General features: G+C 38.7%; 27 protein-coding genes, 1 other RNA gene and 1 riboswitch. Of the genes, 26 read left to right on the top strand and 2 right to left on the bottom strand.

The features are described from left to right. From IAE53_RS01385 to IAE53_RS01480, 20 genes are all read left to right on the top strand, one after another. Positions 1–549 (top strand): LemA family protein, encoded by a 549-nt coding sequence (locus IAE53_RS01385; protein WP_010279073.1) that lies wholly within the window; start codon positions 1–3, stop codon positions 547–549. Continuing rightward, a complete protein-coding gene (gene htpX / locus IAE53_RS01390; RefSeq protein WP_010279077.1) occupies positions 549–1,442 on the top strand; it encodes a zinc metalloprotease HtpX in 894 nt (297 codons plus the stop codon). Before IAE53_RS01385 ends, htpX begins: the two co-directional genes overlap by 1 nt. Before the next feature lie 226 nt (positions 1,443–1,668). Beyond that, on the top strand, positions 1,669–2,886 hold the full coding sequence (locus IAE53_RS01395) for an OFA family MFS transporter (protein ID WP_148423064.1): 1,218 nt from the start codon (positions 1,669–1,671) through the stop codon (positions 2,884–2,886). A 124-nt stretch (positions 2,887–3,010) separates the two neighbouring features. After that, the gene (locus IAE53_RS01400; protein ID WP_148423063.1) at positions 3,011–3,994 is read left to right on the top strand and encodes a YitT family protein; all 984 of its coding nucleotides are present in this window, start codon (positions 3,011–3,013) and stop codon (positions 3,992–3,994) included. A 26-nt stretch (positions 3,995–4,020) separates the two neighbouring features. Beyond that, on the top strand, positions 4,021–4,206 hold the full coding sequence (locus tag IAE53_RS01405) for a 2-hydroxymuconate tautomerase (protein ID WP_010279086.1): 186 nt from the start codon (positions 4,021–4,023) through the stop codon (positions 4,204–4,206). 196 nt (positions 4,207–4,402) lie between these two features. Next, on the top strand, positions 4,403–5,671 hold the full coding sequence (locus IAE53_RS01410) for a C40 family peptidase (protein ID WP_200135816.1): 1,269 nt from the start codon (positions 4,403–4,405) through the stop codon (positions 5,669–5,671). 74 nt (positions 5,672–5,745) lie between these two features. Further along, a riboswitch (purine riboswitch) is annotated at positions 5,746–5,842 on the top strand. A gap of 181 nt (positions 5,843–6,023) precedes the next feature. Next, a complete protein-coding gene (locus tag IAE53_RS01415) occupies positions 6,024–7,157 on the top strand; it encodes an IMP dehydrogenase (RefSeq protein WP_200135817.1) in 1,134 nt (377 codons plus the stop codon). Positions 7,158–7,176: 19 nt separating this feature from the next. Next, on the top strand, positions 7,177–8,163 hold the full coding sequence (locus tag IAE53_RS01420) for an IMP dehydrogenase (RefSeq protein ID WP_200135818.1): 987 nt from the start codon (positions 7,177–7,179) through the stop codon (positions 8,161–8,163). 3 nt (positions 8,164–8,166) lie between these two features. Further along, entirely contained in the window at positions 8,167–9,711 is a 1,545-nt protein-coding gene (gene guaA, locus IAE53_RS01425) for a glutamine-hydrolyzing GMP synthase (protein ID WP_200135819.1), read from the top strand. A gap of 413 nt (positions 9,712–10,124) precedes the next feature. Next, positions 10,125–10,379: a hypothetical protein gene (locus tag IAE53_RS01430; RefSeq protein ID WP_200135820.1), complete on the top strand. Its 255-nt coding sequence runs from the start codon at positions 10,125–10,127 to the stop codon at positions 10,377–10,379. Continuing rightward, positions 10,376–10,714 carry a type II toxin-antitoxin system PemK/MazF family toxin gene (locus IAE53_RS01435; protein WP_200135821.1) on the top strand — a complete coding sequence of 113 codons (339 nt, stop codon included), beginning with the start codon at positions 10,376–10,378 and terminating at the stop codon, positions 10,712–10,714. Before IAE53_RS01430 ends, IAE53_RS01435 begins: the two co-directional genes overlap by 4 nt. Before the next feature lie 106 nt (positions 10,715–10,820). Beyond that, on the top strand, positions 10,821–10,979 hold the full coding sequence (locus IAE53_RS01440; RefSeq protein ID WP_200135822.1) for a hypothetical protein: 159 nt from the start codon (positions 10,821–10,823) through the stop codon (positions 10,977–10,979). Positions 10,980–11,006: 27 nt separating this feature from the next. Beyond that, positions 11,007–11,204 carry a hypothetical protein gene (locus IAE53_RS01445; RefSeq protein ID WP_233610636.1) on the top strand — a complete coding sequence of 66 codons (198 nt, stop codon included), beginning with the start codon at positions 11,007–11,009 and terminating at the stop codon, positions 11,202–11,204. A gap of 300 nt (positions 11,205–11,504) precedes the next feature. Continuing rightward, positions 11,505–12,041: an HdeD family acid-resistance protein gene (locus tag IAE53_RS01450; protein WP_200135823.1), complete on the top strand. Its 537-nt coding sequence runs from the start codon at positions 11,505–11,507 to the stop codon at positions 12,039–12,041. 175 nt (positions 12,042–12,216) lie between these two features. After that, positions 12,217–12,444, top strand: coding sequence for a hypothetical protein (locus IAE53_RS01455; RefSeq protein ID WP_200135824.1), 228 nt, complete (start codon positions 12,217–12,219; stop codon positions 12,442–12,444). A gap of 121 nt (positions 12,445–12,565) precedes the next feature. After that, a complete protein-coding gene (locus tag IAE53_RS01460; RefSeq protein ID WP_148423053.1) occupies positions 12,566–12,760 on the top strand; it encodes a hypothetical protein in 195 nt (64 codons plus the stop codon). Positions 12,761–12,937: 177 nt separating this feature from the next. Next, positions 12,938–13,183 carry a hypothetical protein gene (locus IAE53_RS01465; protein ID WP_200135905.1) on the top strand — a complete coding sequence of 82 codons (246 nt, stop codon included), beginning with the start codon at positions 12,938–12,940 and terminating at the stop codon, positions 13,181–13,183. A gap of 7 nt (positions 13,184–13,190) precedes the next feature. After that, the gene (locus IAE53_RS01470; protein WP_233610640.1) at positions 13,191–13,364 is read left to right on the top strand and encodes a phage terminase large subunit; all 174 of its coding nucleotides are present in this window, start codon (positions 13,191–13,193) and stop codon (positions 13,362–13,364) included. A gap of 31 nt (positions 13,365–13,395) precedes the next feature. Further along, positions 13,396–13,650, top strand: a complete 255-nt coding sequence (locus IAE53_RS01475) for a phage holin family protein (RefSeq protein ID WP_188352743.1) — start codon at positions 13,396–13,398, stop codon at positions 13,648–13,650. A gap of 149 nt (positions 13,651–13,799) precedes the next feature. Next, the gene (locus tag IAE53_RS01480; RefSeq protein WP_148423049.1) at positions 13,800–14,120 is read left to right on the top strand and encodes a multidrug efflux SMR transporter; all 321 of its coding nucleotides are present in this window, start codon (positions 13,800–13,802) and stop codon (positions 14,118–14,120) included. Positions 14,121–14,130: 10 nt separating this feature from the next. On the opposite strand, the gene IAE53_RS01485 is transcribed toward IAE53_RS01480, so the two are convergent. Beyond that, complete coding sequence (locus IAE53_RS01485; RefSeq protein ID WP_148423048.1) at positions 14,131–15,108, bottom strand: FUSC family protein; 978 nt, start codon at positions 15,106–15,108, stop codon at positions 14,131–14,133. A 235-nt stretch (positions 15,109–15,343) separates the two neighbouring features. Between IAE53_RS01485 and recU the strand changes: the two genes are divergently transcribed. From recU to IAE53_RS01515, 6 genes are all read left to right on the top strand, one after another. Further along, a complete protein-coding gene (recU, locus tag IAE53_RS01490; protein WP_010279121.1) occupies positions 15,344–15,958 on the top strand; it encodes a Holliday junction resolvase RecU in 615 nt (204 codons plus the stop codon). Between the two features lie 24 nt (positions 15,959–15,982). After that, the gene (locus IAE53_RS01495) at positions 15,983–18,169 is read left to right on the top strand and encodes a transglycosylase domain-containing protein (protein ID WP_148423047.1); all 2,187 of its coding nucleotides are present in this window, start codon (positions 15,983–15,985) and stop codon (positions 18,167–18,169) included. Between the two features lie 65 nt (positions 18,170–18,234). Next, positions 18,235–18,804, top strand: coding sequence for a DUF1273 domain-containing protein (locus IAE53_RS01500; protein WP_200135826.1), 570 nt, complete (start codon positions 18,235–18,237; stop codon positions 18,802–18,804). A 76-nt stretch (positions 18,805–18,880) separates the two neighbouring features. After that, complete coding sequence (locus IAE53_RS01505; protein WP_148423045.1) at positions 18,881–19,285, top strand: DivIVA domain-containing protein; 405 nt, start codon at positions 18,881–18,883, stop codon at positions 19,283–19,285. Positions 19,286–19,305: 20 nt separating this feature from the next. Further along, positions 19,306–19,678, top strand: an RNA gene (gene rnpB / locus IAE53_RS01510) — RNase P RNA component class B. 157 nt (positions 19,679–19,835) lie between these two features. Beyond that, positions 19,836–21,311: an ABC transporter substrate-binding protein/permease gene (locus tag IAE53_RS01515; protein WP_200135827.1), complete on the top strand. Its 1,476-nt coding sequence runs from the start codon at positions 19,836–19,838 to the stop codon at positions 21,309–21,311. 45 nt (positions 21,312–21,356) lie between these two features. On the opposite strand, the gene IAE53_RS01520 is transcribed toward IAE53_RS01515, so the two are convergent. Next, positions 21,357–22,592, bottom strand: coding sequence for an MFS transporter (locus tag IAE53_RS01520; protein ID WP_200135828.1), 1,236 nt, complete (start codon positions 22,590–22,592; stop codon positions 21,357–21,359). Positions 22,593–22,715 lie beyond the last annotated feature (123 nt).

Below are 22,715 nucleotides of genomic sequence, written 5' to 3' on the forward strand. Positions count from 1 at the left end.
ATGACAATAATCATTGTAATAGTAATTATCGCAATCCTCGTGTTGGCTTGGATTGGTATATACAACGGGCTTGTTAAAGCTAGAATGCAAACCCAAGAATCATGGAGTCAAATTGACGTACAATTAAAGCGTCGAAATGATCTGATTCCTAATTTGGTTGAAACGGTTAAAGGCTATGCCAAGCATGAAAGTGAAACATTAACCAAAGTGACACAGTTACGTCAAGATGTGGCAGCAGCAAACACGCCAGCTGATAAAATGGCGGCTTCTAATCAATTAAGTGGTGTTTTATCAGGATTTTTTGCCCGTGCTGAAGCTTATCCAGATTTAAAAGCCAATACTAATTTTAACAAGCTTCAAGAAGAGCTGACAAATACTGAAAACAAAATTGCTTATTCACGACAATTGTTTAACGCCACAACCGCCAACTATAATACAAAATTACAATCATTTCCTACTAATGTTGTTGCCGGCGTTCATCATTTCCAACCTAGCGAATTTTTGCAAGTTCCTGAAGCAGAGAAAGAAGTACCAACGGTTAAATTTTAATGTTGTATCAACAAATACAATCAAATAAAAGACGGACCATTGTTTTGTTGTTGGCCTTTTTTGTCTTAGTTGCACTTGTAGGCGCAGCCGTGGGCTATCTATTGCTTGGTTCTTTGGTATATGGCATTGTAGGTGCGATTATTATTGGTGTCATTTACACAGCAATTATGATTAGTAATTCAACTGCTGTTGTGATGGCTATGAACCATGGTCAAGAAATAACGAATGCTGATCAACAGCCAGAACTGTGGCACGCCGTAGAGGATATGGCAATGGTTGCGCAAGTTCCTATGCCAAGAGTATTTGTTATTTCTGATGACAGTCCCAATGCTTTTGCGACGGGTAATGACCCAGAACATGCTGCAGTAGCAGCAACAACTGGTCTTTTACGGATAATGACTCGCAGCGAGTTGGAAGGCGTTATCGGACATGAAATGAGTCATGTTCGTAACTATGATATTCGTATCTCTACAATAGCTTTAGCATTGTCGGCAGCTATTACCTTACTCACCAATATTGGTGGCAACTGGTGGTTTTGGGGAAGTGGGGAAAGGCGCAGAGACAATGATCGCAACAATAGTGGTGGGCTGCAGGCAATCCTGATGATATTTTCGATTTTGATGATGGTACTTGCGCCACTAGCTGCAGCAGCCGTACAAATGGCTATTTCTCGAAATAGAGAATACTTAGCTGACGCTGGCAGTGTTGAACTGACAAGAAATCCACAAGGATTAATATCAGCTTTGCGAAAATTAGGTGGTTCAGAACCAATGCAGGATGTCGATCCATCGTCAGCAGCGCTATATATAAGCAACCCCTTAAAAAATAAAGAACATTTATTCGATACACACCCACCAATTGAAGAACGAATTGCGCGGTTAGAAAAAATGTAATTCTCTAGTAAGCGTCCATTTATTGGACGTTTTTTTGTTTCAAAATCATTAAAGTTTGTTTTATGATATGATATTTTAAATATAAACTAATTATAGTTCGCAAAATAACCGTATTTTATATTTATTAATAATACAATATACGTAAAATGCTTTACAATATTATTGCGAATATGGTTAAATATAAAGGTAACAAATTCAGGGTATAACACACGGGAGAAATAATCCAATGGAAAATAAATGGTTACGAGCTGCCTTACCGGCACTTCTAATTCATGGCAGTATAGGCACAGTCTATGCCTGGAGTGTTTTTAAACAATCAGTTGCAGATTATATTGGTGCCAGCGTACCTGATGTGGAATGGGCATTTTCTATCGCAATATTATTTTTAGGACTTTCCGCTGCTGTATTGGGACACTATGTTGAAAAAAATATTAAGCGGTCGGCGTTGTTAGCAACATTATTTTTTGTGGCTGGTATGTTAGGAACAGGTTTTAGCATTCAACAGCGATCATTAATCGGTATTTATATTTTTTACGGTATTGTGATGGGTATTGGCTTAGGAATTGGTTATCTGACCCCAGTCAAAAATTTGATGCTATGGTTTAAGGACAATAAGGGATTAGGAACCGGCTTGGCGGTTGCTGGATTCGGTCTTGCGAAAATGGTGTTTTCTCCTGTTATGATGACTTTGCAAAAATCAATTGGTTTATGGCAGATGTTTATCTTGTTGTCGGCAGTCTTTGCAATCATGATGTTGATTGGAACTCTGCTAATTCATAAACCAATTGATTGGCAAGAAAAACCGCTACAAAAACCATTCCAACCACTAAAAGTAATGGGGAACATGACATTTGTTGGGATTTGGTTGATGTTTTATCTGAATATAACAGCAGGTTTAGCGATTATTTCACAAGAAAAAGATATTTTATCTAATTTAACATTACAAAACGGGAGTGCGGTGTTTTCGCTTGGCGCGATTACGACCATTTTGAGCGTTGATGCTTTTTTTAATGCTTCTGGTCGAATTGGTTTTGCGACACTATCTGATCGACTTAAAGATAGAAACAGTGTGTATCAGTTGATTTTCGGTATTTCAATTGGGATGTCCTTACTGTCTTATTTTTTGCCTAGTGGTAACTTTTTAATGCCAATTATATTGGTTGGAACATTCTTTTTAATTAATGCTGGTTATGGTGGCGGCTTTTCGGCCTTGCCACCGTTATTGGCAGATCGTTTCGGTATGAAAGCAATCTCTAAAATCCATGGATTAGCACTAACTGCTTGGGCAGCTGCTGGTCTTTCTGGTAATCAATTAGCAAGTTATATTGTGCACGTCTTAGGTATGCCATACCAAACTGTCTTTTTGGCAATTAGCATTTTGTATATTATTGCCTATCTGATTTCACGATTTATGGTAAAACCAACCAAAATGTTGATCGTTTAACTTTAAATGTACCGGAAATGAGTCTATTTTTTAGTGACTAATTTCATATAAAAAGCATACAAAGCAAACACAATTTGATATGATTAGTAGGTAAGTGACCACGTATTTTAGGAGAATCATATCAATGGCAAATATTCAATTTAATTGGCGCAAAATTTTTTTAACAACAGTTGTATTCATTGTCAGTTCTATCATTCAAGTCATTTCGCTGAATGCATTTTTAATTCCTAATAATATTTTTTCAAGTGGTTTTAATGGTATTGCACAGTTGCTGTCATTGTTTGCGCAACATACTTTTCATATGGACATTCAAACTGGAACGTTTATGATGGTGTTTAACATACCAATTGGAATTGTTGGTTGGAAATTAATTGGTGGTAAGTTTACGATCTTAAGCTTTTTAAATGCCATATTTGTGTCAACAATTCAAATTATAGCACCGACAAAAGCGTTGACGACTGATCCAATGTTAGCAGCACTATTTGGTGGACTACTGTTAGGTGTTGCAATTGGTTTGGCAATGCGGTATGGCTTTTCGACTGGTGGCATGGACATTGTTGCCATGGTTGTTCAAAAGCGAACAGGAAAATCAGTTGGCGCGTTGATGAATATCATTAACTGTGTTGTTGTCATTGTTGCCGGTTTCTTCATTGGTTGGCAAAATGCCCTATTTACGTTAATTGGTATTTACGCAACAGGTCGAGTTGTGGATACTTTGTATACGGGATATCAGAAATTAACTGCGATGATTGTCACCGCAAAAGGGGATGACGTTGTAGAAGCTCTTCATAAAGATTTGATACGTGGTATTACTATTCTGCCATCTAAAGGTGCTTACACAAAAAGAGAATCCACTACCTTGATGATGGTGATTTCGCGCTACGAATTATTTGAAATGCAAGAAATTGTCCATCGCGCTGATCCTAAGGCCTTTGTTAATTTATTGAACACAGTTAATGTGTCAGGTGAGTTCTTAGACTCTGATAGACAATTACAAATGAAAAAAGCGATTACTGTTCCCAAAGTAGAGACGATTGAGGCACAGATTGAAGCTGAGAAACAACTAGAATCCCAGCTTGAAAATGTGACTGATAATCAGGTAAAATAGATTTTAAATATTAAGGAGGGCTATTTATGCCTATCGTACAAGTTGAACTACTAGAAGGACGTTCACACGAACAACTCGCTAAAATGGTTAAAGATATCACTGATGTAATCGTTGCCGATGCTGGGGCTTCACGTGAAGCCGTACATGTCATTTTAAGAGAAATGCCAAAAGACCATTACGCAGTCGGTGGCGTTTTGAAGAGTGACCAATAAGTCATTAAAAAACAATCCCATGGGGTTGTTTTTTTGTGTAATGTTATCAAAATGTGACAATTTGATGAAATAATCAAGTTTTAGTATTTTCTTAAGGTTTTACGTGATAAACTTAATATGTTAAGAGAAACTTAAGATTTGAGAATTTTGTCAAAGTGGCTATGACTGTTTTGATATAGGCAGAAAGGGTGAGTATATGGAACGTCTGGATAAAAAAATTATTGCTTCTGGCCTTGGCGTGCTCGGACTTGTTGGTGTTGGTTCAAGTATTGTCAATGCTGATCAAGTGAAAAACGCAGTGGACAAAGCCGTAAGCTCAGTTGCTGAAGCAACTGGTTTAGTGCACACGAATGAGGTCAGTTTGTCAAAGACAAATTTGACGATTCCAAAAGATAAGGTGTTACACGTTAACACGCCAGCAGAAACGAAAGCTGCGCAGACTAATACTATAAAGAAAACCACTACATACCGCGTCAAAGCGGGTGATTCACTCTGGTCAATTGCGCAAGCTCATAAAGTGAGTGTAGATACATTAGTTGCAAACAACAATAATTCTGATTTGATTTCTGCCGGTCAAATTTTGACTTTACCAACAGATGAATCAGTATCTCAGAATGCTACATCTGTGGTACCTGAAGTGGTTTCTACCACTTCAACAGGAACAAGTTCAGACAGTTCCTTAGATACTAGTTTGAGTAGTGCTGATGTGGCTTCTCCTGCTAATGAGGCTAGTACAGGGACAACTACTGACCTAACATCGACTGTTGCCGCAGTAGCTAGTAAGCCAGCGACTTCCGATGCTTCAGTTTCTAGCGCAGCTGCTGTGACGTCAGCGGTGAGTGCCGCTTCTTCTACCGCGCCTGTAACAGATGTTGCCAGCAGTGCTAATGTGCCAACACCTGTCACATCCTCATCTGCAAATGTACCAGTTGCTTCTACTGTCAGCGAGGCAAGCCAAGAATCAGCTACCTCTGCAACGCCAAGCTCCAGCGCATCATCAGCTGCCTCTGCAACGCAAGGTTCAAGCTCATCATCAACTGCGCCACAGCCTGAACAATCAGAGACTACAACACCAGCGGCCAATCAAAATGTTACAGCTGCCAGTGCGGCTATTGTTTCATTGGCCAAGCAATTAGCAACTCAAAATATTCCGTACGTATGGGGCGGGGCTACACCACAAACTGGTTTTGATTGCTCCGGTTTGGTCAGCTATGTATTCCAAAATGCGGCTGGTATTTCGTTGCCTCATTCATCTGTTGCGCAGGAGTCTTACACAAAAACTAAAGCCGTTTCACAGGCACAACCTGGTGACTTGCTGTTCTGGGGAACCAAGGGCGCTTCGTATCATGTGGCCATTTACATTGGAGGCAATCAATACGTTGCTGCGCCACAACCAGGAATGAACGTCCGCGTGGAAACAATTTCGGCGAACTTTATGCCTAGTTTTGCAGGCAGTGTACAATAATTTATGTAAAAGCAACTGTTTGTTCTGATTTGACCAGTTGCTTTTTCTCATAAAAGCGTGTAACATGAAACCAATAATTAAAACATTACTTTGCAGATATAGTGCTGGAAAATGGCCAGCAGTTTCTACCACGCACCAAACGTCGTGACTATCCGCAAGTGTTTTTGACCGTTCAAAAGCACTTGTGGATCTGTGTATCCCAAGTGTTTTTTTATTTGTATTTTTGGCGGATCTGCTGACAATTTTGTTGGCAAAAAGGCCTGATTAGCGAAAGTATATTACAACGATTTCTCAATTGGTTTTATAATGAGCGACGGTGTGATCTACGACTATAATTTTTTTGGAGAATGTGATGGAAAAGTTTAATTCAAAAGGTAAATTCGTCCCAATGGGATTAACGTTTGAAGATGTCAAGCTAGTGCCAGAAAAAAATTCGCCAGTCAAGGCGGATGAGGTTGCTTTAGGAATCGATTTGACACCTACGTTGCATTTGCATATCCCGCTGCTTTCTGCTGCAATGGATACGGTGACCGAGGCAAGATTTGCCATTGAAATTGCTAAATTGGGCGGATTAGGTGTCATTCATAAGAATATGACGATTGCGCAACAGGCTGAACAAGTACGCCAGGTTAAAACAGCAAAATTTGATCACCAAGCCTATGCTCAGGCTGCTGTAGATGCCGACGGTCATTTGCTGGTTGCTGGTGCAGTTGGCGTGACAAATGACACTGTTGATCGTGTTGCGGCTATGGCAGACGCTGGTGTTGATGCAATTGTTTTAGATTCTGCTCATGGGCACTCAGAAGGCGTTTTGCGTAAGGTTTCAGAAGTACGTCAAGCTTTTCCAAAGCTCAACATCATTGCTGGTAATATTGCGACACGTGAAGGCGCTGCGGCGTTATATGATGCCGGAGCGGATGTTGTCAAAGTAGGCATTGGTCCTGGTTCAATTTGCACGACTCGAGTTGTGGCAGGTATTGGTGTACCACAAATTTCTGCTGTACGTGAAGCTGCAAAAGAAGCTGATGTGCGCGGTAAAAAAATCATAGCGGATGGTGGCGCCAAAACACCTGAAGATATTATCGAAGCAATGGTTTCAGGTGGCAATGCGGTTATGCTTGGATCAATGTTTTCAGGCACAGAAGAAACACCAGGTGATTCATTTGAAGATAATGGTCATCTTTATAAGAGTTATCGTGGTATGGGATCAATTGCGGCTATGGAAAATGGATCGAAAGACCGTTATTTCCAAGGGGAAGTCAATGAAGCTAACAAGATGGTACCCGAAGGTATTGAAGCAAGAGTGGCCTATAAAGGTGCACTAGTGGATGTGTTAAATGATATTTTGACAGGTATGCGTCAAGAAATGGCCTCATTAGGTGAATCAGCGGTAATTGGACTAGTGGCAAATGGCCATTTAGCAAAGTCAACGCAAGCTGTTGATTTTGAAGCCCTATTGACACAAAAAGCATCCACTGTTCTTTAAATTAATCTTAGGAGAAATCATGTCTGAATCAACTCAATTTATCGGCCTTGGTTATGATCAAGCTTTACTTGTACCGGGCGCTTCAAATGTTTTACCACATACAGTATCATTAGCCAGTCATTTATCACCAAATTTTAAATTAAACATACCACTAATTTCTGAGGCTTATGATGCTGAAACAGATCAACGTGTTATACCAATTGCACTTAATGGTGGTTTGGGTATCTTGGTGCAACAAGAATCAGTGGATGAACAAGTTGAATTAATCAAATCAGCAAAAGCTACTGTTATTGACGAACAAAAATTTCCAAATGCTTTAACAGATGAACAAGGAAAATTAGTTGTTGGTGCTGAAGTTTGGTTGGGCGCTGAAGCCAACCAACGGGTAGATGCTCTTATCAGTGCTGGCGTCAATGCTATTTTCTTTTACTTGCATGCTGCTTTGGATGATAGTGCAACAGCAATTATTAAAGCAACAAAACAAACACACCCAGAATTGCTGGTAGCTGTTGGTGTTGTCGAAGATCCTGATGTTGCTGCGCAAATCTATGAGGCTGGAGCAGATGCTGTTCTTGCAGGACGATGCGTCAACTCACCTTTGCCAAATGATTTGACTTATCCATTTTTGACAGTGACAATGGGCATAGCAGATGTGGCATCAAATTATGACAATAAATCAGTCATTGCCGTTGGCGGTGTCCATTATTCTGGGGATGTCGTGAAGGCATTGGCTGCTGGAGCAGATGCAACGCTTGTTTCTGATTTGTTAAAAGGCGAAGTTCTTGAAGCAGATGGCTCATTTAAAGGCGGTGATATGGCAATTGATGATGCCATCTTCCAAACTGATGGTGGTCTTCGAGCTGGCATGGGCTATACTGGGTCTGCAACAATTCAAGATTTAAAATTACATGCTAAATTTGTGCAGATTACAGATAATGGTCTGCGTGAGTCACATCCGCATGACGTTGAAATTACCAAGCAAGCCCCTAACTACGCGAAAGGATAATTCATGGCTGACGCACTAGATAAAGTTTTAGTTCTTGACTACGGTAGTCAATATAATCAACTCATTACTCGTCGAATTAGAGAGATGGGGGTCTTTTCTGAATTAAAATCACGAAAAATGACGGCTTCAGAAATTCGAGAATACAATCCAAAGGCAATTATTCTTTCTGGCGGTCCTAAGTCTGTCTACGAAGAAAATGCTTTTACAATTGATAATGAAATATTTGAGTTAGGTGTTCCAGTTTTGGGTGTTTGTTATGGCATGCAGTTAATGGCACAAAACCTAGGTGGAAAAGTTGAAGCAAATCCGGGAAACGGTGAATTTGGTCAAACCACATTAAATCACACTGAATATGCTGGTCGACTGTTGGCGAACACACCAGCTTCACAGACTGTTCTGATGAGTCATTCTGATAATGTGACAGCATTGCCAGCAGGATTTGAAGTAATTGGTGGTTCGGAAAAAACGCCGATCGCAGCTATTGCTGATGAGAAACGGCGTCTCTACGGTGTCCAATTCCATGCCGAGACAACATTGTCGGAGAACGGGAAGCAAATCTTGCAGAACTTTGTTAAAGATATTGCTGGTGCGACGCCAAATTGGGACATGAGTGGCTTTATTGATGATCAAATTGCCAAAATTCGTGAAATTGTTGGTGATAAAAAAGTGCTACTTGGTTTGTCAGGTGGTGTTGACTCTTCCGTCGTTGGTGTTTTATTACACCGCGCAATTGGGGATCAGTTAACTTCTATTTTTGTAGATCATGGTTTGTTGCGTAAAAACGAAGCAGAACAAGTCATGTCCATGCTTGGTGGTAAATTTGGTCTGAATATTATCAAAGTTGATGCACAAGCGCGTTTCTTAGACAAGTTGGCTGGTGTAACTGATCCTGAGAGAAAACGTAAAATTATTGGTAATGAGTTTATTCAAGTTTTCAATGATGAAGCAAAAAAACTTGATGGGATTGAATTTCTAGCACAAGGCACACTATATACAGATGTCATTGAGTCAGGCACAGATACTGCACAAACGATTAAGTCTCACCATAACGTTGGCGGGTTACCTGAAGACCTGCAATTTAAGTTGATTGAACCTCTTAATACTTTGTTCAAAGATGAGGTGCGTGAACTTGGTGAAAAGTTGAATATGCCTCATGAGATGGTTTGGCGTCAACCTTTCCCAGGACCGGGACTGGGTATCCGTATTCTTGGCGACATTACTGAAGATAAATTAGAAATTGTGCGTGATTCTGATTGGATCTTGCGTGATGAAATTGCTAAAGCTGGACTTGAAGGTGATATTTGGCAATACTTCACCGTATTAACTGGTGTTCGTTCAGTTGGTGTGATGGGAGATTATCGTACGTATGATTATACAATTGCCATTCGCGCAATCACATCTGTTGATGGTATGACGGCTGACTTTGCTCATATTCCGTGGGAGTTACTTCAAAAAATCTCAGCACGAATCGTTAATGAAGTAGGGCATATTAATCGTGTCGTGTACGACATTACTGCTAAGCCACCAGCAACTGTTGAGTGGGAATAAAATGCACCCTTTAATACCGCTATTTCATAGGGCTCTTTTGGGACACAAGAAAATTCTTATCATGAAAGAATTTCTAGAACAAGTGCATCTTGCGCTTGTTCTTTTTCTTTTCGCAAGTGAGCATTTACTTGCAAAGTGAATGTTATATTTGAGCGGCTATGCAAATTAAAGTTGGATTGCTGTTTACCAAGAAGTTTATTTTAGAAAAGCCAGTGAATATGGAAAACCACAAAACACAATATTTAGTATAAAATAAATTCAAATAGTGATGCAATCATTGGATTATTACGCGGAGAGTATGAGTAATTTGTTGATATGACGAATGGTTCAGTACAACACATTGACAACTGAATAGCGGGACTGACATTGTATTAACATTTGTTTATACTTTAAGTATAAACGGAGGTGTAAACATGGTGGTTTCAACAACTAGTATCAAAACATGGGGCAATGGTAGTGGCATTCGTTTGACTAAACAAATGTTAGCAGCAAGTGGCTTATCAGAACATGATGAAATTCAATTGACTATTCAAAGTGGACGAATTGTCGTTGAGCCTAAGCAACCACAGTCGCTTGATGATGTGTTCAAGGATTGGCACGGTTACTATGCGCCAACTGGGGAAGCAGATGATTGGGATTCAATGGGTTCTGTAGGTGATGAGCTATGAGTTACAAGCCTAGGCAAGGTGACATCATTTGGCTTGACTTTGATCCAACCATAGGTGCAGAAAAAGGGAAAACAAGACCTGCTTTGGTTGTGAGTGATAATCACATTCAAAATAATTCGAAGTTTGCCATTGTGACGCCAATAATTCACGGTGATTGGGAGTTTGCCACACACATCAAACTTCCAACTAATCAATCACTACAGAGTGATGGGAAATTGCATCCAGAGCAAACACGGTCCATTGATTACACAGCACGAAAAATCAGTTTCGTTAAAAAAATTGATGATGAAACATTACAAAAAACGTTACGCATGTTGCAAATGTTTTTCAAGTAACACCGCTATTCAATTGAAAAATTGAATAGCAGTTTTTATTATGGGTTTTACAACGTGTCAAAAAATAAATACTAATTATTTTTTGATTGAAGAGGACAATCTTGGTATGAGCATTACTAATATGGCTGATGTGATTGTGTCTAGCTTTCAACATAAATATGGAGATCGCATAACGTTGGAGTATACAGACAGCACCGGGACACGAGATTATTTGATTAAAGATGGTGTGCCAGCCAATTGGATTAAACAATCACCATTACTTTAGATTGAGTGCGAAACGAGGGATGACAAAATGCTACTACCAGAGATTGATGAAAAGGCGACAATCAATAATGTTCGACGCTTCTTTGAGAATGAAGTGGATCGCATTGCCAGGGTGGCACAAGAAGACCTTAGTGGTCTAAAATCCCCAATGATGTCTGATATGCCAAAATCAGCTAGCAATGGCAATCATGTTGACGAACGCCTGACTAAGCAAATTCAAGCGTGATTTAGCATTTTTGTATTTCGCTGATACGTTTGAAACAGTACACGATTTTCATATTTACGACGAGTGAAAAATGTCACTTTGATGTCGCACAAGTGTCACTAGGTTGATGGTATATTGGTAGTCAACTAATGGTTTACAACCATGACAGTTTCCATTTTGGAAATAGTCGATCTATTAAGCAATCCTTAATAGCTGCACCTTAACGGGTGCTTTTTTATCGAAATTAATTACTTTTGCAATATAATTAATAAATAGCGTAAAATAGTGCTTGTAAGGTTCTAGATTAGAGGGAGATATTTTATGTCAGATGAATTCTTTAATAAGTTGCGTCGTACAATAGGATTTGATGGTTTGATTTCAACTATAATTGGTGCTTTGATCGTATTTTTGCCTAATCGTAGTGCTAGAGCAGCCGCTGGAATGATTGGTGCTGCCTTAATTGCTGTTGGATTGTTCAAGTTACTAGCTGTATTCAAACGTGATGTAGAAAATGGCATGGCCAGATTAGGAAACCTGATCGTGTCGATTATCTATCTTGTTGCCGGTATTTTCATTTTTATCGACATGCAATCAGCAGCTATTTCGTTAATTCTAGTTGTTGGTATATTAACAGGTATGACATGGTTAATTGAAGGCTTCATTCAAATCACAATCATCAACCAAATTAGTACGAATAAGACGTGGTCAATTATTTCTGCGTTGATTAGTATATTGGGAGGATTAAGTCTCCTATTCAGTCCAGTATTAGGTGGATTGATTGTCTTGACGTTCTTTGGAATGGCATTGTTAGTTATTGGCATTTTCAAGTTAATCCAGTACTTTACTTTGAAAAACTAATAGGTATTTAAAACCGTTCGTTAGTTAAATCTAACGGCGGTTTTTGTTTGGAAAAAAATTATGAAAATAGATTTAGATTATTCACTTGCGTACAATGATCACCGCTGGGAAGTTGAACACTTTATTTAGCTGAATAAAACGTTAGTAGTATAATCATCAGAAGGAGAATATTAACATGACAATGATTATTAAAAAGAGCCATCAAAGTGATAGCTATTACACGTTGAAATCAAACGGAAAAACAATGACATATGCGTTACTTGGACAGCGTCTAGATTCCAAAGTACTGACCAATTTTGAACAAGAGTTTGCTAATTTTCTAGTCAATGAAGATGGCACAGTTATGTTTAATGTAAAAGTAGGCGAAGTAAATCAATTGAACAAGGACTTGTCTAAGTACTAATCAAGATTATCTGTGATTATGGAATTTTTTTAGAATAAAACAAAAAATTAATAATATAAGAGCGGACGGACACGTTATATTAAAACAGTTAAATCTAAAAACAAGTTTCCGGAGGATGATCATGAGTGAATCTATAAAAAAAGAATTAACGAAAGACAATATTGTCAACGCGACCCAAATTAATAAGCGACATGCTACAGAGCTAAAACAAGCCAGTAAAGAACGTCGTTTGCGATCTAAAGAACAAAGTAAAGCTGAAATTTTAGGAAATAATAATATTAATTATCAAAAGCACATGACTTGGGTAAATGATTGATTATACATCTTTATTTTTTTTAAAGTAACTAAATAATTTTTAACTAAGTGCTATAAGCGCTTTTTATTTTGCAGTGAATGAGGAGGACGTTATGCAACAAGGGCACTCAAGACATAGACAATTGAATAGAGCGATATCCGAGGTGTATTCGCACAATGTGTACATAGCAGAAGGCGTTTGAATCAAATCGCTTCACCAAAAATTATGACAGCGCAACAAGTGCTTGAAAGACTAACGAGTATAGTTAGCAGTGATATAACAGAAACTGTCGTTGTGGCAACACCTATTGGGATAGAAAAGACTGAAAAAACGGCTGATTTCAAGATACAAATTAGTGCTATGCGGGATATTATGAAACGTTATCCACAAAATGATAAGCTGGTTGAGCAGCAAATCATCAGTGGTTGCGTTGAAATTAGTTGACATGATGATGCGGAAAATTCGTTTCAGCCACAAATCTAAAATCGTGGTCATTCGAAAAGTTGGTAATAAGATACGCGACTCGGTTTATCAAAAAATACAGTGGACCCTTAAAAAGTACGGTTTAATTGGCCGATTTAACACCACCGTTTCACCATTCAAAATAACTCACAGAAAAATTTAAACAACGTTTTGTTTTAATGCACTGTGGTTGCATGGAAAATATCAAACATTTATTTAGTGGTTTGGGTAAAGGTATCTGCTCTGACACGTTTTTAGCATTACTAACGATCAGTGATCTAATTTTAGGCAGTGCTCGTGCTTTTGTTCAAAAGAAAGTTGATTCATCAATTGCTAAAGCAGGGTTGCTGAGAAATGCTATGTTACTTCTTATTTCAGCGCTGTTGTATTCGATGACAGTTGTGATGAATAAACATTGCAACAGTCATATTTTAATGAAATTACTTTGATGATATCATAATTTGGCTAACCTATTGTCATGTGATAAAATGATAGTCATTGTGAGTCCCATAAAGGGAAATGTCAACAAAGCTGTGTCACCTAATGAACAAATTTTGTCCAGTAAGGCGTTACAACTTTTTTTATTTGGAGGTCTGACATGTCGTGGATTTTTTTACTAATGGCTGGTTTATCGGAAATACTTTGGTCAACTGCAATGAAGCTGAGCGATGGTTTTTCGAAAGTTAGTTGGGCTATCGTAACAGTAGTTGGATTGATTGCAAGTATGCTGTTCTTGCTCCAAGCAGTCAAACATTTGTCGTTTAGCTTGGCTTATCCTATCTGGACAGGTATTGGTGCAGTTGGTTCGGTAATCATCGGTGTATCATTGTTTCATGATAAATTTTCTGGCGCCACTTGGTTTTTTGTGGTTCTATTGATTGTGGCTATTATTGGCATTAAAATGACGGCCGGTGAATAGTTAGACGATACTAGAGTGACTTAATTTGGCGCATGATAATATCAAAAACAACAACACCAACAATGCCAATACTGGTACCAATTAAAATAGCGATTAATCGCGTGATGATTAAATTTGTTCCTAATTCAGGTCGAACCAGTTTGAAAAGAATAAGTGCAATTGGTGTTGTAAAAAAATTGCCAACCAAGTAACTTTTTGGCATCGTGAAACAAATTATTCCCATCAATATAACTGCAAGAATCATCAATAAGAATGTTTCGTGGATTGTAGTATAGATTAACAATGCAAAGATACAACCAACAACACCAGCAATCACGTAGTGATATTGGCGATGTCTAGCAGTGGGTATATTCTCTGCTTGTAAAATGGTGATAGCAGATACTAACAACCAATAATAGTTATTGAGGTGACTATGAATACCAATAAAATAAGCTAACATAGCAAAAAGAGAATAGTTAACAGCACGCATAAATTCAATTCTTTGAGTAAATTTTACGCTTGTTAAACGAACTGTGATGGCATATTTGTCATAACACCAATTTTCGATTAGTGCGAAAATAGTTGCAATGCCTATCCCAAAAATAATGTATAAAGTGAGTAAAAGTCTTGTTATGATTGATATTTGATCCAGACTGGATAACATACCATTAATCATCAAGATAAAAAAAGCTTGAGGGCCAAACATTTTTTCTTTAGTTAGTATATATTGTGAACTAAAGGCTAATATTCCAATCCACAATACGGTAGCCATTGATCCAGCTAATAACGCGCTGATAGGCAAAGCTAGAACAGAAATAGCGTCTACTATCAGCAGCTGTGACATTGTTTTTTGCTGATTAGCAGGTACGTAATACATAAATATCAATGCACCAAAACAACTCATCACGCCTAACCACAGATTATTAAATAGCCCACTAATTAATAAGGGGATGGCCATTGTACTCATGCCAAAAAAAGTGTGAATGACATGTCTATTAATTTTCTTCATACTTAAATTACCTCGAAAAATTCAAATTTTTCCAGCCTAACATAAAAAAGTTAGTATTGTCAATCTTTACATGTTAGCGAGTTGATTAACAAAATAAGATAGTAACTTCAGTTGAAAATAATCATGCGTTGCTTTTTGCGGCCATTCGTGATTTCAAAGGTTATACAATTGTGGTTTAGTCATTTTTTTATGGTAAAATAAAAGATATATATTTAAAAAAGTGATGAGAGCAGTGATGACCATTAAATATCCAGCAGGCACACGCCAGAACAACTCTGTTCAAAATACAATACGAACGGGCAAAACAACAAAAAAAGCCTTGACTTTCGGTAAGCGTGGAATGGGATTGGAAGATGAAATTAATGAGGCCAACGATTATTACTTGGCCAATCGTCTTGCTGTTGTCCACAAAAAGCCGACACCTATTACAATTGTAAAAGTTGACTACCCAGCAAGAGCTGCAGCTAAAATTACGGAAGCATACTTCAAGCAGGCTTCGACGACAGATTATAATGGTGTTTATCAGGGACGTTATATTGATTTTGATGCCAAGGAAACTAAAAATAAAACATCATTTCCTTTGAAAAATTTTCATCCACATCAAATCACACATTTAGCAAACATTTTATCTCAAGGTGGTATTGGTTTTGTAATTATCAAATTTACGACCTTAAATGAGGGATATGTTTACCCCGCAAGTTCATTGATCAAGCAATGGCAAGATTTAAAGGGTAAACAATCAATTTCATATCGTGACATTGTGGCACAAGGGTACCTCATTCCAGAAAGCTTAAATCCAAGTTTGGATTATCTAAAAGCTGTTGATCTAATGCTTGAATCGTTAAAATAAATATGTAGGAGTTTTCCCAGTATTATGGCAAATGATAATTCAAATCAATGGTCGCGTGTTAATCGCAACCAAAATATGTACGATAATCAGCCAGGTCAAGAACCACCAAGGCCCAGACCCAAAGGCAAGGGTAGCGGACCAAAAAAACCTCGTAAGCCAAGAAAAAAACGAAGATGGATACTTGCCATTTTCCTTTGGCTATTAACACTTGGAATTATTGGAAGCTTGGCCGGTGCTGCGTTATTTTTCACTTACGCCACTGATGCACCTAATATTACTGAATCAGATTTAGCTTCTGAGAATTCAACACAATTATTAGACAGTCAAGGGAATGTGTTTTGGACTATGGCCACGCAGGAGCGTGATTATGCGAATGCAAACGAAATTCCTAAAACGTTGAAGCAGGCGGTTGTTTCAATTGAAGATCGACGTTTTTATAAGCACAATGGTGTGGACCCAATTCGTATTATGGGTGCCGCATTAGCTAACATTAAAGGGTCTTCTCTGGGGATGCAGGGGGGATCAACATTAACTCAGCAACTAGTTAAGTTATCTGTCTTCAGTACATCATCAGCCGACCAAACATTAAAACGTAAAGCTCAAGAAGCGTGGCTTGCGCTTCGAGTTGAAAAGAATTTTACTAAAAACGAAATTCTGACTTTCTACATCAATAAAGTTTATATGGGTCATGGTATTTACGGCATGAAAACGGCTGCTGAATATTTTTATAGCAAGCCGTTAACAGAACTGTCGTTACCACAGTTAGCATTACTGGCGGGAATGCCACAATCGCCAACTTATTATGATCCTTACTTAAAAAATAATTCTGCTGCCAAAGAACGACGGGATACTGTTATTGAAGCAATGGTTAAATATGGTGCTATTACTGAAAAGCAAGCCAAAGCAGCCATTGCTACTCCTGTTAATGATGGCTTACAAGATTTAACAACGAAAGCAGAAAATGCAGACCAAAATCGCAAGGTGGTTGATGCTTATGCTAAATCAGTCATTTCTGAAGCTCAGAAACTTGGATATGATACTTCTAAATCCGGTCTGAAGATATATACAAGTATGGATTCTAGTTTGCAACAATCTTTGTACGATAATGCGAACGATGGATCAGTTGCTTTTTCTAGTGCTAACTTGCAGATTAGTGCAACGATGACCAATCCTAATAATGGACGTGTTGTGGCACAAATTGGCGGTCGTAATGTCACGACAACATTTGGCTTAAACCGTGCGACACAATCCTCACGTTCATCAGGATCATCTATCAAACCGCTGCTTGACTACGGACCAGCGATTGAGTATTTGAATTGGCCGACGTATCGAACAGTTGTCGATAAAAAATATAAGTATGTCGGTACCGATAAAGATGTTTATGATTGGGATAAAAAGTATATGGGCAATATCACTATGCGTACTGCCCTGACCCAATCTCGTAATATTCCTGCTGCTCGGACACTTGAAGAAGTTGGTGGCGCTAATGCTGAAAAGTTTGTTAATGGCTTAGGCATTACAACAGACGGAACGCCTGGTGGTTCGGATGCCATTGGTATTCCGGTAACATCAGAACAAGAAGCAGCTGCTTTTGGCGCTATTGCTAACGGCGGTACTTATTACAAACCAACTTATATTACCAAAGTAGTGACGGCTGATGGCACTACACATAACTACACAACTACTGGCACACGCGCGATGAAAACGAGCACCGCTTTCATGTTGACAGATATGTTAAAGGGTGTTATTAAACCTAATGCTACAGCTGCTGATGCTGCAATTACTGGTCTACATCAAGCCGGTAAATCTGGCTTAGTTGGGTATGATGAAGATGATAATATGCCTGATCGTGCCATTTCTGACGCCTGGTTCACTGGTTACACACGATCATATGCATTATCTGTTTGGACCGGTTTTGATTATCCAAAGCAAAACTACATTCCATGGACAGAACAAGATTTGCCAGCACAATACTATGCCAAAGTAATGGCTTATGCTATGCAAAACAAGGACAACACGGACTGGACCGTGCCTGATACAGTTAAACAAACTGTCAAGGGAAATATCGTTGAATATGAAGTTAAAAATGCTTCTTGGAGTAATGGTGGTCTGCCGAGTGTAACTTCTATTGCTCAGTCGGGGGAAACACCGGCTGAAGCGGGTATTTCGGCGAACTCTGCATCAACTGGGTCTACAACAGGAAACAATTAATCAGAATTTGATCGAACAATCTGACCGCAAATGGTTTTGATTGTTCTTTATATTTGGAGGAGAAAATGCGTCTATGGGTTACCGGATATCGTAGTTATGAGCTTGGTACTTTTGGTGATCAAGATCCAAAAATTAAGGTAATTAAATTTGCCTTAAAGCAGGTATTAAAGGCGCAATTAGATGAAGGGTTAGAGTGGGTTATTACTGGTGGTCAGTTGGGAATTGAACAGTGGGTAGTGTCAGTCGTTCAAGAGTTAAAAAATGATTATCCAGATTTAAAAGTTGCTATGATGTTCCCTTTCAAAAATTTTGGAAATCAATGGCAGTCATCTAATCAAGAAAAGTTGCGAGACTTAATCACACAGAGTGACTTTGCAGAGAGTGTCTCTACACAAGAGTATCAAAGTGCAAGTCAGCTTAGAGCTTATCAACAATTCATGCTGTCACACACGGATGGCGCTTTATTAGTTTACGATACAGACTACCCAGGGAAAACACAATTTGATAGTCAAACTATTCAGATATATCAACAAAAAACGCCTTATCCATTGACACAAATTGACATGTTAGCATTACAAGATTATGCGACGGATTACGAGGAGCAACGTATAGAAAATATAATATTTGATGAATAATTGTTCATTTTTCTTGTAATTCTGAGAATTTATTGGTAATATAAATTAAGTTAAAAAATTAAACGAGGTGTTTCTTGTGGAACAAGTAAAATACACGCAAAAAGATATTTTAGAACGTGTTTTTAAACAAAAGCGCATGGGCGTTGGATATGATCCCGCCGATGTTGACAGCTTTTTAGATGATATCATCAAAGACTACGGTGCCTTTGGTGGACGTATTGAACAACTTCAAGGTGAAGTCGCGCGTTTGCAGACAGCGCTAAAAGATGCGCAGGATCAGTTAGTTCTTGTCAAACAACAGAGCGTTCAAGCTGCAAATGTTACACCTGCGCCTGTTGTTGAGACAGTAGCACCTGTTGTTACACCTGAAGTAAAACCGGTTGCACCTTCAGCTAATACTGTGACTAATCTTGATTTGATTAAACGTGTTGCTAACTTGGAACGAGCTGTTTTTGGTCGTGACCATTCTGAAAATGCGTAAAATATAATTCGTATTGTATAAGTATCGGGTAATTGCGCGTCATATTTCTGGCGTGAGGAAGGTCCATGCTCGCACACTCTGAGATGGGTGTAGTGTTTGTGCCGGGATAAAGAATAAACCCGGGGACAGCAATGTTACGGCGATCGAAAAGGCTAAGGCTTCTAGCTATGTCTGAATAGATACGAAGGTGCCATAGAAACGTATATGTCAGTGAAAATTGGCATTTGAGACGAGGTAAACCCCACAAGCGGGCAACCCAAACTTTTGGTAGGGGCGGCTAATCTAGTGAAACGAAACGATGATTGGTATGGTTTGAGCAATTGAACTTAGATAGATGATTACCGAAGGTGATATGTACCTGCATATCACTGGAACAAAACATGGCCTACAGATACTTATATCAGGTGAGCTCGCTTCGGCGAGTTTTTTTAGTGAATAAAAAATAATAATATGCAGTTATTTTTTGCATAAACAGAAAATATCATTGTATAAAAATTCATTATCGCGTAAACTGTTATTATTGTGATACAGCACAAGGAGAGATTCGGATATGCAGAAAATAATTAAAAAAATAATGATTGTAACAATGCTTTCAATTATTTTAATGCCATTTGCAGGTATTTTAGGTCAAAGCAAGGTTAGCGCAGCAACCACTGATCCTGCTTTGACTAAAATTAAGAAAAAAGGCACATTAGTCATTGGTTTGTCAGCTGATTATGCCCCTTTTGAATTTCATGCGACCGTTAATGGTCGCGATCAAATTGTTGGTTTTGAAGTTGACATGGCTAAGCAAATAGCCAAGGACTTAGGCGTTAAGCCAGTTATTAAAGAAATGGGATTTGACGGCCTGATAGGTGCCCTACAGACCGGTAAAATCGACGTTATCATTTCAGGTATCAACGCAACACCGGAACGTGAACAAGTTGTTGACTTTTCGGAAGCGTATTTGAAACCATTACAAACAATAATGGTTCTCAAAAAGGATGCTAGCAAGTATTCGAGTAATTTGTCTTCCTTTGCTGGTAAAAAAATTGGTGCCCAAAAGCAAACGACTCAAGAAACTTACGTTCAAGATAACATGAGTAGTTCAACATTAGTTAGCCTGCAAAAAGTGCCTGATTTGGTTGCACAGTTATCAACTGGCAAGATAGCTGGAATTGTGTTGAATGAACCAATTTCTAAAGCATATACACAACAAAATAAAACTTTCAAAATTATTTATCCAAAGCCTGCTTCAGGCGAGGGGGCAGTTTCAGTAGCTATGCCCAAAAACTCACCAGTTTTGAAGGCAAAAATTAATGCTTCCATCACTAAGATTGTCAAATCTGGAAAATTGGCAGCATACCAGAAAAAAGCCAATAAGTTAATGTTTGCTGATCAGTCTTTCTGGGCGAAGTACGGTAACTTATTTATTAAAGGTACATTGCTAACGCTGGCGTTAGCCGCTATTGCTGTTGTGATTGGCGTTATATTAGGTACGGTATTTGCATTATTTAAGTTGTCACCTAATTTTATCCTAAAAGCAATTGGTAATATATACGTCGAATATGTCCGTGGCACGCCACTGCTTGTTCAAGCATTTATGGTATTTTTCGGTACACAAGTGATTGGCTTTAATTTATCTGCTTTCGCGGCCGGTGCTTTAGCAATGGGATTAAATTCTGCCGCCTATGTGGCAGAAATCATCCGTTCCGGTATTAACTCAGTTGATAATGGTCAAAACGAAGCGGCTCGCTCACTAGGATTGTCTAAAGGCAAGGCAATGAGCTATATTATTTTGCCACAAGCTGTTAAAAACATTTTGCCGGCTTTGGGTAATGAATTTGTGACAGTCATTAAGGAAGGATCTGTTGTATCCGTCATTGGTGTTGGTGAGTTGATGTTCCAAACGGGTGTTGTCCAAGGTGCATCTTTTAAGCCATTTTTCCCATTGGTGATTACATCATTAATCTACTTTGTCTTAACATTTGGTATTAGTCGTGCGTTGGGTTATGCTGAAAATCGTATGAACAGGACATCTCGTTAATATTAAGAGCTATTAAAAAAGACTTGATTTTTTAATCAAGTCTTTTTAGATGGCTTTTGATTTTAATTTTGGAATGGTTAGCATGACACTTAGGCTAATCAGGTACAAGACAGATAGAAATCCCATGACGATGACCAATGAATAGCGATCCATTAGAAAGCCGATGAGAACACTCGAGAATCCGCCAACTGCACGACCAAAATTCATGATGGTGTTATTGGCAGTGGCACGAATTTCCGTGGGGTATAAATGGCCCATAATTGCACCATAGCCACCGTACATACCATTTGCAAAGAAACCAACTAGCATTTGTGCTAGAAGTAATTCTACTTTGTTTGATGCCATTGTTAACACAAAAACTGCGAGTGCTGAAGCAATTAGAAATATGGTATAAGCGCGTCTTGCGCCAAATTTATCCATAATGGCGCCAAAGGTTAACATGCCAAGACTCATACCAATTATTGTGGCGATCATCCATAGGGACGAACTTGAAGCACTCAGTCCAATTCGCTTTTGCATGATGGAAGGCAGCCAATTCATAAGTCCAAAGTAGCCAGCGATTTGAACCATGACCATAATCATTAAAGCGATTGTTTGCCATGCTTGTGCTGGTGTTGCAAATAGTGCCGCAATTGAACCAGGACGATACTCTGTGCTGGTTTGTTTAGCTTTCATATCGGTGAATACTTTACTTTCCGATAGGTGTCGGCGAATAAAAAAAATCAAGATGACTGGGACTAAACCAAAAACATAAAGTGCGTGCCAACCAAACATTGGCAAAATTACAGCTGCCAAAATAGCTGCTAATATGGCGCCAACTTGACCACCAATAGCTGAAAGAGAAGTCACTTTGGCAATGGCTCTTTTGGGAAAACTTTCAGCGATAATAGCCATTCCAGAACCATATTCACCGCCGGCACCTATTCCAGCCAAAAAACGCAAGGCATAGACCCAATAGACATTCTTGGCAAAAAACATTAACGCAGTTGCGATTGCAAAAATCCAGATAGTATATGTAAAGACTTTTACACGACCATACTTGTCAGCTAATATACCGAAAAAGAGACCACCAATTAGCATACCTAAGTTTGTGATTGATGATATCAAGCCAGCAGCTGCGCCTGATATATTCAAATCAACAATCATGGATGATAGTGTAAAAGATAAAAACATTACATCCATGTTTTCCAACCCAAAACCTGCTGCAGTAGAAGCGATTACCTTTTTTTGGTAACCACTAAAGTGATGCGCGTTGAGCGGGGACATACCAGTTTGTTGCATATTAATTCTCCTTGAAATGATTACTCACAGGTAATCTTTATTTGCTGGTTAGAATTATCGACGTCTTGTGATAGTTCAAACGATTTGATTATACGCTTAATTTTTTGTCAGTGCAACCGGGCA

The organism is Leuconostoc sp. S50 (assembly GCF_016624925.1).
Lineage (GTDB): Bacteria > Bacillota > Bacilli > Lactobacillales > Lactobacillaceae > Leuconostoc > Leuconostoc pseudomesenteroides.

What these genes read in the sequence shown, in the direction of transcription:
- IAE53_RS01445 (WP_233610636.1), top strand. Translation starts at nt 11,007, where the DNA reads ATGCTACTACCAGAGATTGATGAAAAGGCGACAATCAATAATGTTCGA.
- IAE53_RS01455 (WP_200135824.1), top strand. Translation starts at nt 12,217, where the DNA reads ATGACAATGATTATTAAAAAGAGCCATCAAAGTGATAGCTATTACACG.
- IAE53_RS01520 (WP_200135828.1), bottom strand. Translation starts at nt 22,592, where the DNA reads ATGCAACAAACTGGTATGTCCCCGCTCAACGCGCATCACTTTAGTGGT.
- IAE53_RS01470 (WP_233610640.1), top strand. Translation starts at nt 13,191, where the DNA reads ATGCGGAAAATTCGTTTCAGCCACAAATCTAAAATCGTGGTCATTCGA.
- IAE53_RS01435 (WP_200135821.1), top strand. Translation starts at nt 10,376, where the DNA reads ATGAGTTACAAGCCTAGGCAAGGTGACATCATTTGGCTTGACTTTGAT.
- IAE53_RS01385 (WP_010279073.1), top strand. Translation starts at nt 1, where the DNA reads ATGACAATAATCATTGTAATAGTAATTATCGCAATCCTCGTGTTGGCT.
- IAE53_RS01495 (WP_148423047.1), top strand. Translation starts at nt 15,983, where the DNA reads ATGGCAAATGATAATTCAAATCAATGGTCGCGTGTTAATCGCAACCAA.
- IAE53_RS01440 (WP_200135822.1), top strand. Translation starts at nt 10,821, where the DNA reads ATGAGCATTACTAATATGGCTGATGTGATTGTGTCTAGCTTTCAACAT.
- guaA (WP_200135819.1), top strand. Translation starts at nt 8,167, where the DNA reads ATGGCTGACGCACTAGATAAAGTTTTAGTTCTTGACTACGGTAGTCAA.
- IAE53_RS01515 (WP_200135827.1), top strand. Translation starts at nt 19,836, where the DNA reads ATGCAGAAAATAATTAAAAAAATAATGATTGTAACAATGCTTTCAATT.
- IAE53_RS01450 (WP_200135823.1), top strand. Translation starts at nt 11,505, where the DNA reads ATGTCAGATGAATTCTTTAATAAGTTGCGTCGTACAATAGGATTTGAT.
- IAE53_RS01475 (WP_188352743.1), top strand. Translation starts at nt 13,396, where the DNA reads ATGGAAAATATCAAACATTTATTTAGTGGTTTGGGTAAAGGTATCTGC.
- IAE53_RS01500 (WP_200135826.1), top strand. Translation starts at nt 18,235, where the DNA reads ATGCGTCTATGGGTTACCGGATATCGTAGTTATGAGCTTGGTACTTTT.
- htpX (WP_010279077.1), top strand. Translation starts at nt 549, where the DNA reads ATGTTGTATCAACAAATACAATCAAATAAAAGACGGACCATTGTTTTG.
- IAE53_RS01400 (WP_148423063.1), top strand. Translation starts at nt 3,011, where the DNA reads ATGGCAAATATTCAATTTAATTGGCGCAAAATTTTTTTAACAACAGTT.
- IAE53_RS01430 (WP_200135820.1), top strand. Translation starts at nt 10,125, where the DNA reads ATGGTGGTTTCAACAACTAGTATCAAAACATGGGGCAATGGTAGTGGC.
- IAE53_RS01395 (WP_148423064.1), top strand. Translation starts at nt 1,669, where the DNA reads ATGGAAAATAAATGGTTACGAGCTGCCTTACCGGCACTTCTAATTCAT.
- IAE53_RS01415 (WP_200135817.1), top strand. Translation starts at nt 6,024, where the DNA reads ATGGAAAAGTTTAATTCAAAAGGTAAATTCGTCCCAATGGGATTAACG.
- IAE53_RS01485 (WP_148423048.1), bottom strand. Translation starts at nt 15,108, where the DNA reads ATGAAGAAAATTAATAGACATGTCATTCACACTTTTTTTGGCATGAGT.
- IAE53_RS01405 (WP_010279086.1), top strand. Translation starts at nt 4,021, where the DNA reads ATGCCTATCGTACAAGTTGAACTACTAGAAGGACGTTCACACGAACAA.
- IAE53_RS01480 (WP_148423049.1), top strand. Translation starts at nt 13,800, where the DNA reads ATGTCGTGGATTTTTTTACTAATGGCTGGTTTATCGGAAATACTTTGG.
- IAE53_RS01420 (WP_200135818.1), top strand. Translation starts at nt 7,177, where the DNA reads ATGTCTGAATCAACTCAATTTATCGGCCTTGGTTATGATCAAGCTTTA.
- IAE53_RS01410 (WP_200135816.1), top strand. Translation starts at nt 4,403, where the DNA reads ATGGAACGTCTGGATAAAAAAATTATTGCTTCTGGCCTTGGCGTGCTC.
- recU (WP_010279121.1), top strand. Translation starts at nt 15,344, where the DNA reads ATGACCATTAAATATCCAGCAGGCACACGCCAGAACAACTCTGTTCAA.
- IAE53_RS01460 (WP_148423053.1), top strand. Translation starts at nt 12,566, where the DNA reads ATGAGTGAATCTATAAAAAAAGAATTAACGAAAGACAATATTGTCAAC.